The organism is Methanobacterium sp., from assembly GCF_038562635.1.
Lineage (GTDB): Archaea > Methanobacteriota > Methanobacteria > Methanobacteriales > Methanobacteriaceae > Methanobacterium_D.
In genome coordinates, this window is the sequence record NZ_JBCFBO010000001.1 from 1,845,226 (window position 1) to 1,859,459 (window position 14,234).

At 37.0% G+C, this 14,234-nt stretch carries 9 protein-coding genes; all 9 read right to left on the reverse strand.

What is annotated here, in order from left to right:
- Window positions 1-135: 135 nt before the first annotated feature.
- Window positions 136-444 (reverse strand): PDGLE domain-containing protein, encoded by a 309-nt coding sequence (locus tag AAGU07_RS08915; RefSeq protein ID WP_342458755.1) that lies wholly within the window; start codon window positions 442-444, stop codon window positions 136-138.
- Window positions 441-1,115 carry a cobalt transporter CbiM gene (gene cbiM / locus AAGU07_RS08920; protein ID WP_342458756.1) on the reverse strand — a complete coding sequence of 225 codons (675 nt, stop codon included), beginning with the start codon at window positions 1,113-1,115 and terminating at the stop codon, window positions 441-443. Before cbiM ends, AAGU07_RS08915 begins: the two co-directional genes overlap by 4 nt.
- A gap of 377 nt (window positions 1,116-1,492) precedes the next feature.
- The gene (locus AAGU07_RS08925; protein WP_342458757.1) at window positions 1,493-1,828 is read right to left on the reverse strand and encodes a DUF2149 domain-containing protein; all 336 of its coding nucleotides are present in this window, start codon (window positions 1,826-1,828) and stop codon (window positions 1,493-1,495) included.
- Window positions 1,797-2,465: a MotA/TolQ/ExbB proton channel family protein gene (locus AAGU07_RS08930; protein WP_342458758.1), complete on the reverse strand. Its 669-nt coding sequence runs from the start codon at window positions 2,463-2,465 to the stop codon at window positions 1,797-1,799. The genes AAGU07_RS08925 and AAGU07_RS08930 overlap by 32 nt, the downstream gene beginning before the upstream one ends.
- Window positions 2,466-2,478: 13 nt before the next feature.
- On the reverse strand, window positions 2,479-3,186 hold the full coding sequence (locus AAGU07_RS08935) for a DUF2162 domain-containing protein (RefSeq protein WP_342458759.1): 708 nt from the start codon (window positions 3,184-3,186) through the stop codon (window positions 2,479-2,481).
- Between the two features lie 279 nt (window positions 3,187-3,465).
- Complete coding sequence (locus AAGU07_RS08940; protein WP_342458760.1) at window positions 3,466-7,845, reverse strand: cobaltochelatase subunit CobN; 4,380 nt, start codon at window positions 7,843-7,845, stop codon at window positions 3,466-3,468.
- Window positions 7,846-8,354: 509 nt separating this feature from the next.
- Window positions 8,355-12,710 carry a cobaltochelatase subunit CobN gene (locus AAGU07_RS08945; RefSeq protein ID WP_342458761.1) on the reverse strand — a complete coding sequence of 1,452 codons (4,356 nt, stop codon included), beginning with the start codon at window positions 12,708-12,710 and terminating at the stop codon, window positions 8,355-8,357.
- Window positions 12,711-13,286: 576 nt separating this feature from the next.
- Window positions 13,287-13,541 carry a hypothetical protein gene (locus tag AAGU07_RS08950; protein ID WP_342458762.1) on the reverse strand — a complete coding sequence of 85 codons (255 nt, stop codon included), beginning with the start codon at window positions 13,539-13,541 and terminating at the stop codon, window positions 13,287-13,289.
- 392 nt (window positions 13,542-13,933) lie between these two features.
- The gene (locus AAGU07_RS08955; protein ID WP_157203579.1) at window positions 13,934-14,143 is read right to left on the reverse strand and encodes a hypothetical protein; all 210 of its coding nucleotides are present in this window, start codon (window positions 14,141-14,143) and stop codon (window positions 13,934-13,936) included.
- Window positions 14,144-14,234 lie beyond the last annotated feature (91 nt).

A 14,234-nucleotide genomic window follows, 5' to 3' on the forward strand; every position in this document is an offset into this window, starting at 1 on the left:
TCACAATCAAAGATTGTGAAAATCCTGCAGAAATTCATGAAATTTCTGCGGCACTTAAAATTTCGTTTCAAGCGTTAAAAATCTATGATTTTTAACAGCCCTCGAAAACAAGGTTTCAAGGGATAGAAATTGATTTTATCTTAATGCTTCAGGTGGGTTTCTATTTCTTAAGAAGATTGCTGCGATGTATCCAAGTCCTAAAGTTATTAGAACACCTACAATCAATGCCACTATTCCACCATAAGGATTATCTTCACCTAAAAATGGTATAGTATAATCTGGCATTGGTGCCTCATAAATTCCTGACTCTTCAGTCGTAGATACGTCTTCTGCAGTCTTTTCAAGTCCATCAGGATTGCTTGAAGCTATAAATGGCGCTAAAACAGCAATTATTATGCAGATTACTAATCCTCCCAGGACTAATTTTTTGTCTTTAGGACTCATTTTGCTGCAGCCTCCATAGATTCAGATTTAACTTCTTCAACATTCTTTTTTCGGTTCCATGCAAGTAAATCAGGTCTTACACTTTCAAGTCCCATGATTACTACTACTGTTAAAACTGCTTCGATGATTCCTATTAGCGCATGGTATATTCCCATCATTTCAAGTCCAGGTACAAGTGGGAATGTTCCGGCAAGCCACATTTCTACTGCAACAGCTTCTGCTGCCAAGAAAATAGATAACCATGATGCTACAGCTATGGCTGCTATTTTTCCTATTGATTTTCTTAGGGCTTTAAATGTGAAAAGTCCCACGAAACCACCTATAATTCCCATGTTAAGTACATTAGCACCTATTACTGTTAATCCTCCATCTCCGAAGAATAAACCTTGAACAAGTAGTACTAACGTGAACACTATAACCGCGGCCTCTGGAGCACAAAATACAAGTGCGACTAATGCTCCTCCTACCATATGCCCGCTCGTTCCAAATGCTATAGGAATATTCATGGACATTATAGCAAATATACCCGCAGCTAAAACTGCCATTAAAGGAACCGACTTTTCATCAAGGTTCTTTCTGGCCCATTTCTGTGAGAAGTATAATGCCACAATAAGAATAACAAAATAAATGGCACACTGCCACAAAGGTATAAATCCATTTGGTATATGCATATTTTTCAATCCTCCTTTTACTTTATAAGGATCACTTTTAAGTTAATGAAGTATTACTAAACCTAATTCTAGAGGATGAAAGTTAATACTCCATTTTAACGCCCTATGACCCTTAAACTCTCCGTCTATGCCTTTTAATTTTTAATCATATAAAGCTTTCCATCAGTATTACAAAGACCATTATTTTATCATTAAAAGTAATAAAAAAGTATTACGACGGTTCTATTTTTAATTGAAAATGTAATAACATACCATTTCAGCCATGCAATAAAAAAGAAATAAATGACAATTTCTGATCGTATTTAGATCTATACTAACCTAAAACTCAGCTTAACCTATCTTAAAAAAATAGATGAAAAAATATAAAAAAGTAACCGTCAACCCTCAACCATAATCAATTTACCGCTGCTAGGGTCCTTATATACCGTTCCCATTTGAACGTAACCCTTTCCTTGTCCTGATTGGCTTTGTGGTGTACTGTTGAGTTGTTTACCCTGTTGAATTTCAGCGGCTTTCTTCATGGCCTCCATGGTCTGTTTTTTCTCTTCTGGGGTTGAATCACTGAAAACAACACTCTGCATGTTCCATGACACGACCAGAAATATAAGGAACCCCACGGATAAAACAAGCATTGCATCTACTAAATTAGAGGTGCCTGCCATTGGGTCTTCTTCAGAGGTGTTAAGTAATCTGCGCCGGTTTTTTCGAAGCATTTTCTAAGACCTCCAGAACAGATTCTGCCAGTGTTTCAAGGGTTGAAAGGTTATCTTCATACCAACGTCTTCTAACCTTAGAAATAACATATGCAATACCTCCAGCAGCTAAACCAACAACAGTGGTATCAAAAGCTATTATAATCGCCTGGGCAAGAGTGTTTATATCTCCACCCCCTAAAGCTGCTAAACCCGGACCCATTGGTATTAATGTACCCATAAGTCCAAGGGTTGGGCCAAGCCGTGTTACAATATCTGTCTTCTCAAGACTTTTAGCTATTTTATATTCTTCATTTTCAATTAACTTTCTTGCAAGGGATTCCCTTGATTTTAAGCCTAAATCATCAGACTCTACAATACTCACCAGTATCTCCTTATGATTTTCAGATAAATCACTTTTTTCAACCACTTCCAGTACATGTTCTGGGGTGCCAGGGTTTGACATGTCTTTTATAAGTTTTTTAACGTCCCCCACTTCAAATTTAACCCTGCTTGAATATTCAGAGAGTAAACCTCCAAAACTAACTATCGCATAAACCATAAAGGCTAGCAAACCTATAATAACCGGTATAAGAAGACTCTGGGATATAACATGCAAAGCTGCGCTTAATGCTTCGCTTCCAGGAATTGTCGCCATTAAATCACCTCATTTATTTTTGTATTAAAATACTCCTCTTTTTTGTCACATAAAATCCTGTAAATACAAGTACTACAACAATTAGTAATGCATAAATCAGTGTTTCTGCAGATGGAACAGTTAAAGGACTCATTTGAGATTGAAGAACTGTACTTATATTTGGAATAACTATAGCAGAAGCTAAAAAGTAAAGGCCAACAAAAAGCATGAAATTACCCAGTAAAACAGGGTAAGGCTTTTTTAAAACCTTTACTATTGCACCAGATGCAAAATAAAAAGCAAGTATAGTTATACTAAGGAAAACAGCCGCATAATCCCCAACAAACGCTGTAGAAACTCCTATAAATGGAGAAGCCAGCACTATAGCTGCTATAACTGCCCCAAAACAGCACGGACACGGTGCAATCATTGCAGCACATGATGCCTTAGCATGATTCTTACGATGCACTTTCCACTCCCTAATGGTGTGAAAACCTGCATACATAATTATTACTGACATAGCTAAAAATATAGCGAAATTATAATCATACACAACCTTATAAACAATATCAGTGTGTCCCGAAACTAAAAATGCTAATATAAATATTCCAAGACCGTAAACAGCTGATACTGCCACTGCAGCCTTTTTTGAAAGCCCAGCAAATCCAGATGCAAGCCCGATCTTAATACCGAACACTAAAACTGTAGATAATATTCCCATTTGCCATAATAACTCTAACATAGTAATCAACCCACTTTTTATAGTTTAATTCAATATAATACTTTCTATTTCATTTTTATTATTACTTTTAGCTTTTATTTCCCCCAAAAAATAATACTATTTAATTAAAATTATTACTTCTGGTATTTATTTCAAATATTAGTAATAATTATAGAACAGTTATTACCTAAAAGCTCAAAATATACTTATTTTTATTACAGCATTTCGCCAAATCCGATACCCTCCAGACAATTCCAATTTTCAGTCAATAAAATTCAAAAAAATAAAAAAAAGGAAAATTTATTTTTTAGACTGTTTTAACAGGTTTAAAATATCTTTTTTGAAGTAACCAAGGCCAAGCATGCATAAAATTGATATTACACCAATTATAGCCAGTGCCGGAACTCCTGAAGATCCTGACGCACCACTAGAAGCTGCTGTAGATACTTCATAGGCATTTTTACTACCTGAAGCTACTGAAGCACTGTTACTGCTTGAAGCACTTTTAGTTGCAGCTGTAACCGCTGCTGCTCCAACACTTCCCACGCCGCTTCCAGAAGAACCGGCGCTGCCACTGCCTTTACCTGTACTAGATTGGCCTTTATCAGAATTTTCATTCTGTGAATTTGCCCCTTTAGAGTCTACAGTTAAAGTTTGACTAGTAGCCTTATTCATCATATCCGCGAACTGTTTAAGCTGAGCCGTGCTCAATGAAGAGCTCATCACCACAAAATTGCTGAAATCAATGTTAGCACACGTGTGGTGGCAGCAGGTAACACCATACTGATTAGCGTAATTAATATATTGATTAGCAAGTTCAGTTAAGGTAGCCTTTTCAGCACTCCACATGTTTCTCCGGTTTGCCTCAAGCATCCATCCCAATATAGACGTATATGCGTAGGGGTTCGATTTAAGCAGGGCACTGCGGACATCCGGATTGGTCATGTAATCTTTAGCCAGGGTTTCGTACATCCAATCCTTAACTACGTTGGGCTGCACTGCATCCCATGCAAACATGTAACTTATCTCATTTGCAATTTCATGGGCACCTGAAAATCCTTCGTTAAGCATTCCCTCTTTCCACTTAGGATTTGCAAGTCTGGTTCGGAACTCAGTGGCTAAAAAGTTATCCAATGTCTCTATCTTTGGATTTAACCGTGTGTTGGCAATGTAAACACTGGCATCATTCCCAGAAAGGCTTTTTACAGCCATTGAAAGACCACCCAGATACTGGTAAACATCGTCGTTGTCTAAAACTCCATAATTGTTGTCCCTCACCTGTACAGTTGCCTGTACAGTTTTCAGCTGATCCTTGAACGCCTGAAGTCCCTGTAAACCATAAGTCCCTGCACCATAGATGTAGGACATCCTTGAGAGGTATGTGTCCACGAGATCAGACTGATCTTTCCACTTGGACGTGGATGGTACCTGTGCTGCAACTCCAGTTCCATAACTTCCAGGCGCTTCTCCAAATATTCTGGCCCCTGCCAGGATATCTGCATCTTTAGAGCTCATGCCACTGTTCACATACTTGTTATAGTTGTTCTGGTAGTGCTTCTTAACGAAGTTGTTGCTGGTGCTCTCAGACAGGTTTGCGACCTGACGGAAGGCGTTATCCAGAATGTCTATGGTGTAAGAGAATGTATCCCTGAAGAGACCGCTTATTGTTACAACTACATCGACACGGGGCCTCTGGAGCTCACTCAACGGAGTTACCTTAACACCTACGAATCTACCGGACTTCCATACTGGTTCCAAACCCATGTACCGGAGTATCATAGCTATGGTCTGACCATTAGTACGCATGGTTTCAGTTGACCAGAGCACAACTCCCACTGTTTCAGGGTAGTGTCCATTTTTCTTGTAGTAATCTTTTAGCATGTCATCAGCCATTTTTTTACCTATCTCCCAAGCTGCTTGATCTGGAGCTGATCTTGGGTCAAAGGAATAGAAATTGGAACCTGTCGGAAGCACATCTGGTTTACGAATTGGATCACCACCCAGAGCAGGTGATACGAATTCTCCATTCAAAGCTGCAAGCAGAGCCTCCATTTCATAGTTTTGAGATATTGCCGCCCTTATTTTTGCTCGGAACTCCGCATTGTCTCGGTTTGCAGGATCAAAGCTCACTATGGATTCGACCATCTGATCCAAGATGGTGCCATTCAATGCAACTCCAAATGTATGGAGTCCATAGGGCATGAGTGTGGCTGCAAGATCCTCTAAATGGTGTTCAACTTCATTTTTAATTGTTTCGAAGTTTGCAGTGTTCATGTTGAGATCAATATCCTGATCCAGATTCAGTTTAGTTACAAGTGCTCTGATCTGTTTTTCCAGAGCTGTTTTACGCTGTTTGTCTGCCGTATTGTCATAGCTGTTTATGAGATCCTGAAGGGTCGAAAGATCCCCATAGAGACCTGAAATTATGAGTGGAGCTGTGAGGTGATCAATTATCACTGCGTAACCCCTTCGTTTAGCCTGAGTTCCTTCTCCAGTGTTATCAACAATATAAGGGTAGATGTTAGGCATATCTCCAAGAAGAATATCTGGCCAGTCGTCTTCACCAAGTCCCACACTTTTTCCCGGCAACCATTCCAGGGTCCCGTGTGTTCCCATGTGTATAACTGCATTGGCGCCCATATTCTTCTGCAACCACATGTAGAATGCAATGTATTGATGAGTGGGCGGTAGCGTTGATGAGTGGGCGATGTCTGTGGAGTTTTCTCCCCATCCCCTCATCGGCTGTGCACCAATGAATATGTTACCCAGCATGATACCAGGTAAAACAATTTTACCATTATATACCATGACATTACCTGGGGCAGGACCCCATTTAGCAATTACTTCGTCTTTAAGTTCTTTAGGTAATGTATTAAACCATTTCATGTATTCACTGAGAGGTATGGTTATTGCACCTGCATCCACAACCTTTTTAAGCTCTCCTGGAGCCCATGAACCCACGTTATTTCCAGCTGTCAGGAACAGGTTAATTATAGATTCAACTGAATAGTTGCCTGATACTTTGTACCCTGATGCTTTAAGTGCTTGGAGTATTGCTGATATACTCTCAGGAACGTTGAGATATGAAGCACCGACTCCATCTTTGCCCCCTGCAGTGTTATAGTAAATAATTGCTATCTTTTTCGCATTGTTAGGGAGTGTTTGAAGTAATATCCAGTTATAAACCCGGTTAGTTATTCTTTCTATCCTATCCGGTAGTGGCTGGTAATTTTTGACAACGATTCCTGTGTATGGATCAGTTTCTGCAGATTCAACCCCTCCCATAATGATAGGTTCGATCCTTCCTTCCATTTCAGGCATTGCAACCTGCCAGTAAACTTCACTGGAAAGTCCTGAAGAACTGTTCTTCCAAGCTTCAAGGTCTGAAGCATATATAGGGGCAAATATTGGCACATTCATCTTTTTCAGAAGATCTGTGCTGTTTTGAGGGTTATTGTATATGATATTGTAACCAACACATGCCACAAGGGCACCTATACGAGAGGAGTTACCATTCAAAAAGTATTTTGTTATGGCATTTGCCCGGGCAGTGTCACTTGATGCTGTTATAGCCAGAACCACATTCAAGCCCTTGGCTTCCAGGCTTCTTAGTATACTGATGGACATTTCACCGTTTCCATTGAAGAATGTAGAGGCGTACATCATTATACCTACCCATGCCTTACCAGACTTGTAGTGTCCGCTCTGAGTGTACCATTTCAGGTAGTCGTTCCAGGTTGTAAACTGTGGTGTGGTTGAGTCTGGATGGTATATGAACTCGGTTGGATAGTTTATGACGCTCAGGTTTTCAGAGGGTTCAACATACATGCCAACCCTTTGAAGTGCTCTGAGCTGGAACCTTTCCATGTTGTCTGTACCGGTTCCGTCCCAGTAGGTACGAAGCTCTGTGTCATTGGAATCGATGCTGTCGTTATTTAAAAATGCAACACCACATCTTAAAGCCATTATTTTAGCCTTTGAATCCTGCAGAAGCGGCATTAAATTTGAAAGTGTGCCGGATTCACTTATCATCTCTATGACTATGAGATCCGCCTTGGATGCCGAGTGTTTTATCTTCGCTTTGGTGTCTGCAGATGTTAAATCCGTGCTGGTGAAGAATTTCATGTTGAAGTAGTAGCCCTTGTCCCTGAGTTTCTTGTTGGAATCAACGAACGGCTTGGCATAGGACGAAGATCCACTTATTATAAGCAGGTTATATGCCCTCAAATTTACAGATGTATCACCATAAAGTACAGGATCCGTGGCATCTCTCTGTGAGACTAATACATTCACTGTTTGAGACACATGCCCTAAGGCACCCACAGTCAGTTTGAAACTTGTTTTATCACTGATAAAATTAACCTTATACTGATTATTTTTAACCTTAACAACATTCACATTAGTAATAGTTTTCCCACTGGTGTCTTTTACTTTTACAGTTGGTAGTTTGTTACCAGAAAGAGCCTCTGGATGTTCTAAAGTAACATTCAAGGTGATTTCTGGATCAACAGGTTGTTCTGTACTTTTAATATTATTAGAGTTTGATATTGAATTGTTTATTTGAAATTGACCTGTATCATTACCTCCCTGTGAATTTGCTGCTGATACTCCTCCACATAGAGCTAGCACGAAAACAAATGTAATGATTAATAAAATCGCTTGTTTTTTAATCTTTTTCACCTCCAAAAAATCTCTAATTTTTTGGGGTTTAGAAAATCTCGAAAGAGATTTTTTTCAACCTCCAAAATTTTTATTTTTTGGGGTTCAGAAAATCTCGAAAGAGATTTTTTTCAACCTCCAAAATTTTTATTTTTTGGGGTTCAGAAAATACGAAGTACTTTCTTCAACCTCCAAAATTTTTTAGCAAGTATCCTCTTATTCAAGTATACTTGAATAAAAATCAAGTATAAGTGATATTTAATATTATCTATTTTTTCAAGTTTAGTTTAAAAAAATTAAAGTAAATTTTATATATGAAAAAGAACCAGTCATTGTTGTTGTAAAAAATAAATAATAAAAAAGACATCGAAATGGATCTACCATAAACCTCCTTATTCACGAATAAGATGTCTTTTTAAGGTATCTGGGTTAAACCAGATTCCTATACCCTTTTTTATAGAAAATTAAATTATTATTTTTGAGAAGTTAAAAATTAAGCCCGTGTATACAAAAAATAAAAAAAATAGGAGTTATTTCCTTTTAAATAGATTTGGCATATCCTTTCTGAAATAACCCGCACCTATCAAACCAAGTATAAGGATAACTCCTAATATTGCTGCTAACATTGTATCTTCTGAAGATCCAGATGAAGTTTCTGGTTTAGTTATCTCATACGCTTTTTGTCCCTGATTACCTGCACCAGATTGTGATTTCTGCGAACTTTGTGTAGAACTTGCAGCTGAAGCGTAAGTAACTCCGTTAGAAATTTGACCTGGTGATGAAGTTCCACCTGTAGAAGTAGATCCTCCCTGTTGCGGTTTAGAAGGAGTAGACGTTGCAAATACAGGGTTCTGTGTGGAAGCATACAATTTGATTTTAACTCCATCCACAAGCACAGAATTCATATTTTGGAACATCTCGTTTACAATATTCATGTCCAGAGGATCACCACTCCATCCATTATCTTTAATTGAAGTAGCCAAACTATTAGCTAAAGCTCTTCGAGTATCAGAATCTGCATTCCAGCGGTTTGAATGGATAGCCTGCATAAGGTTATACATGATTGCCTGCTGTGTGTAAGGATTGTTTCTTTTGAAATAGTCATTAAGCCCCAAATTCAAGCTATCTCTGACATATATATCATAAATTGCTTGGAACTGGTTTGAAGTAGCAGTACCTGGATTTAATATATCCCACGCCAGCAGATTCGTAATATCCAAGAAACGGCTGGCTGCACCTGGTCCCTGAGAAATTAATGCGCTAATCCAAGTAGGATTGAAGTAACTAGTTCTTAAATCACGGGCTATCGACTCAGCTAGAGTTTCTGTTTTGGGTTTATCTGGATTTTCAAGATTATTTATGACCATTACAGGTGCAGTACCAGTTATTTTAGTGATAGCTGCGCCCAAACCCCCAAAGTACGCATAGTAGTCGTCATCACCAAGCAGGTCGTTAGCATTTACATCTCTGCTGAAAACCGCCATATCAGTTCCATTGAGGATTGCTGTGTAAAGGTCTACAAGAATTTGGGAAGTCGCATTTGAACCATATAAATAACCAAATGTATTTATATAGGTGTCAATGACTGCCTGCATATTATCCCCACTTTTACCCAGGGTAACCTCTGTTAGCGGGTTATGGTGATTTCCAGGTTCTTGAGAGAATATTCTGGACATCGAAAGCTGCTTAGCATCCCCATCACTGTAGCCTTTTTTAATAAGCATCTGATAGATACCATCTGAATGAGTTTTAACGTAATTTGTTGTGCTGTTGATGGTCGCAGCATATCTTACAGCAGCATCAAGTACATCCAGGACGCATTTATAGTCGTTCAAGTAAAGAGAAGTTGTAGTGATTACAACATCGATTATAGGCCTTCCAAGATTAGGGATTACCTCTGTACCGTTAATATATCCATTACTATCCCATTTAGGTTTTAAACCCATCAAATAGAGTATTTCAGCTTCCATTACACCCTTATCCTGAATTGAATGTGTAGCCCACAGCATGAAGGCTACTTTTTCTGGATATTTTCCATGCTGTTTATAGTAAGAAGACAGCATTTCGTCCACCAGTTTCACAGCGATATTCCATGCTTCCTTGGTAGGTACTGTTCTAGGGTCAAATGAATACATGTTATTTCCAGTAGGAAGCACATTTGGATTTGTAATTGGGTCTCCAATGTTAGATGCAGGAATATAACCCCCATTTAATGCTTTCAAAGTGCTGTTGATCTCGTTAGTTGCCAGTTCAAGATTATTCATGTATATTATGGCCAGATTTAGATAGGCCGTTAAATCAGTTTTAGTTTGGTTTAAGACCGATTTTTGAGCATCTTCAGCTGACATTTTATCAAATAAAACCTTTTCAAGCAGTAAATATACCTGATCATCAGTTAATTTATTCGCGTTCATGTAATCTCTAAACTGGTAACCCAAAAGCGATTGTACCATATAAATAGAATAATTTCCCGTTGGGGGTTCACCAAGCACGTGTAACCCAAGCGTGATGTATTCTGATTCCATTTCCTGCAGATAATCCTGCAGTTCAATAGCGAACTGATCGAAATCCTTGATTGTAGATAAGTTCACATTCATATCTTCATCAAGATGAATAGTTTTGGTCAGCTGTAAAATTGTACTTTTAAGTTCTGCCTTGATGGATGCCGATGTTGATTGATCGAAATATGTATTCAACTTCTGGTTCAGTACTGTTAAATTACCATAAAGCCCTGAAATAGTCATAGTTGGTATTAAATGACTGATCATTACCGCGCCCTGTCTTCTTTGAGGTAAAGTAGATTCACTTCCCTCTACAGTAAATAGATAGATTACAGGCATGTCTTGACTTACAATCGCAGGCCAATCATTTTCACAGTCCAGACCAGTTGCACTCTTTCCTGGTAACCATGCCACCGTACCGTGTCTTCCAAAGTTGATCAATGCATCTGCATTATAAACATTATTTAACCAGAAATAGAATGCCAGGTACTGATGAGTCGGCGGTACGCTGCCACTGTGATACATCACTTCCCCATTCTGAGTGTAACCACGGGATGGTTCAGGAGCCAGAATGATGTTTCCATACTGGATTACAGGTAAAACTAGATACCGTGTACCGTTTTTAGTGTAAACCATTATATCTCCAGGAGCTTCACCCCATGCATCAATAACTTCCTGTCTTTTAGCAGCGTTAAGCTTGTTAAACCATGCTAAATATTGAGATTCAGGAACTAAAACCACAGGATAATTTTCAACCAGCTTTTTCAGGTCTCCAGGTGCCCAGTTACCTATATTTGAACCCTGATTTCTGATGATCACCGCAAGTTCATCTGCTGTAGGAATTTTTTTATTTCCTAAATTATAGCCGCTGTCTTTCAAAGCCTGTAAAAGGTTCACTAAACTGGCATATGCATCTAAATGTCCTGCACTAACTCCAGAACTCAATCCTGGCTGTGAGGTCCAGTAAATGATAGCTACTTTCTTATTAGCATTTGATTTGTATTTAAGGTTTATTTGAGCTATTGATCTATCAATTATCCAGTTTATTTGCCGTGTGATTGGTACTGTTTGAGCTATACCTTTAGAATCTGTTTCTGTGGTTGCAACAACAATGGGATCAATTATACCCTGTTTTTCTCCATTTGTAACTGAGTATGCAAATGTAGCGGATCCTATTCCCTGAGTAGCATTTAGCCATTTTTCATATGAATCTTCATAGGTCAGTGCTTTGATAATAGGGACATTTATGGAAATTAATTCAGCCATTGTATCATTATATGACCGTATCATATCCCATCCGGCAGCACGATAATGCACAACTAAATCTGGAAGGAATTTTCCTTTATACAATAAAAACGTGTTTATATCTACTTGACCTAAAGGATATGTTTCATGATCAAGGAAATATGGGATTACATTGTACCCTTTTGCTTCAAAACCTCTAATTAATGCATCTACTGCAGCTGTATCTGCTTTGTTATATGAAAACTGGCCAAACATAACTGCTACTGTTGGCTTATTTGAATTATATTTTTTGTACCATGCCAGATAGCTGGTTAAATTTGAAAATACTTTATCCGCATCGGGATGATAAATACCGACCTTAACTACAGTACCCGGGGCCTGATAAGTATCTTTTACTCCCAGAAAATTCACTGAGATATATTTTATCATATTCTTTGCATTTTCTGGTGAAAGATTGGTCCAGTACTGCCTAATAGCAGAAAGCTTTGCAGAATCCACATTTGTCGGATTTGACATGTAATAAGTTGTTGTAATGATCACAGGTATATCCTTAGCTTTCGCTTCCTCTATTAGGGGAGTTATTTTATCTAGATTCGGCGTTGAAGTGTATAGATAGTCAATAAATACCAGGTCATATTTAGTGAGATTGAGACCCGCTGGAAGATTTTTAAGTAAGTAGACTTCACTTGTAAAGTGGGTATTTTGATCTAATGCATTCATTAACGTATTTGATACTGCTGAAGAACTTGTAAATAAGAAAACTACTTTTGGTTTTCCTAATTTAAAAGTAGCAGTTCCTTGTAATATTGTTGAATTATTTGAAGTATATTGATGAGTATTTACTATTTGAGACGAAGATTTATGCCCCGTGTAACTCGATGTCACGTTGAATTGAGTTAAATTACTTAGAAATCTCAGTTCATATTCCCCTTTGCTATTGGTCTTAGTAGAACTTAATTTATTTCCATTACCTGATACAGTCACATTTACTCCTGGAAATGGTTTGCTGGTAACACAGTCAAGAACCTGACCTGTAATTTTAACCTCTTTTAATGAACTATTTTGAGAGGAGCTGCTGAGATCAGTTGAATTTATCGTGCCCCCAGAATCACCTCCAGTAGTAGTATTTGCTGCAGACACTGTTCCACACAGTGCCAATATAAAAACAAATGTCGTTATTAGTAATATTACTTGTTTTTTAATACTTTTCACCTCAAAAATCAATGATTTTTGGGTTCAGAAAATCTCGAAAGATTTTCTTCAACCCCCTTTCCTATTTATAAAAGGGTTTAAAGTCTACCAATATTTAATACTTTTTATTACTTATTTATTATTACTTTCAGGTTCAAATTATGGAGTTTAGTAATAAAAAACACATAAAATTATTACAAATTGAGTAAATATTGTTGAATTTGTAATAAATTCTCTAAAAATTAAGTAAGGTCAAGAAAATATATTATACAAGATTAATGACAAAATAAGACTTTTTAAAATCGCTTAAACGTATCCTATTTAAAAAAAAGAACGTAAATAATATTTATTTATATATTATGTACATATTAAGCATTTTTTTATAATAATAATCTTTTTAACTCATAAAATGACATAATTGGTCTTTAAAACTTGAAAAAAAGCAGAGTTTAATGTTATTACTGAATCCTTTAAAAATTCCTAAAAAAGTGCAAAAATGCAATAACCAGAGTAAATAAAAAATATTTATTCTAAATCCTTTTTAACAAAGATAAGATTTTCATCATAATTTAAAATGTATTCTTCAGTTCGCCAGTTGAGTTTTTTTAAAGCGATTTCTACTGTTTCTAAATTCTCTTTATTATATGGAAAAGTGGTCCATGCAACACAGGTGGATTTTCTTTCAAAATCAAAATCTAATTCTTTCAATTTTTCTACTACAAAATCCAATGTTGTTAATTTTTTCATATCTAACAATTCAACGTTATCCTTATAATTCATATTATATCCCTCAAAAAGTTTTTAGGGCATTTTAAATACATTTGAGCGAAATTTAAATGCCCTATACTTTTTAATTGCTTAGGTATGTTTTGGGTTAATTTTTCAAATGTCCTAAGGACATCAAGGGGGAAACTCATGGCAAGACCGTCGAAAAATCTTCGATTTTTCGGGCCTGCAAAATCAGAGATTTTGCAAGGGTAAATTAATAATTAAAGAAGGTATTTTAAACCATTCGTAATAATCAACCAGCTCTTTGCCATTACAAAGAAAGATTAGCGCTTTTTATATATAATACTTTCTATTTATTTGGTATTATTACTTTCATGGCCAATCTAAACAGAATCTTAATACTCATAAAAAAAGTAATAAAAACAGGGGTGCTTTAATAATAACTACAACAAAGTTTTTTCAACAAAAATCAGGTTTTCATCATAGTTTAAATTGTATTCCCTCTTCTCCCAGTCAAGTTTATTTAAACAACTCTTTACAACTCTTAAATTGAATTCATTGTAAGGAAATGTTGTCCATGCTATGCAGGAACCTTTTCCTGCAAAATCTGTGTTTAAAATTACCAGTTTCTCTATTACTTCAGATTCAGCCAAATAGTTATGCTCCACTTTTACTCCCCCGAAATGGAAATCAATATAAAAAATATAATTAAATATCTTATATCTTCAAAACCATTACATTTTA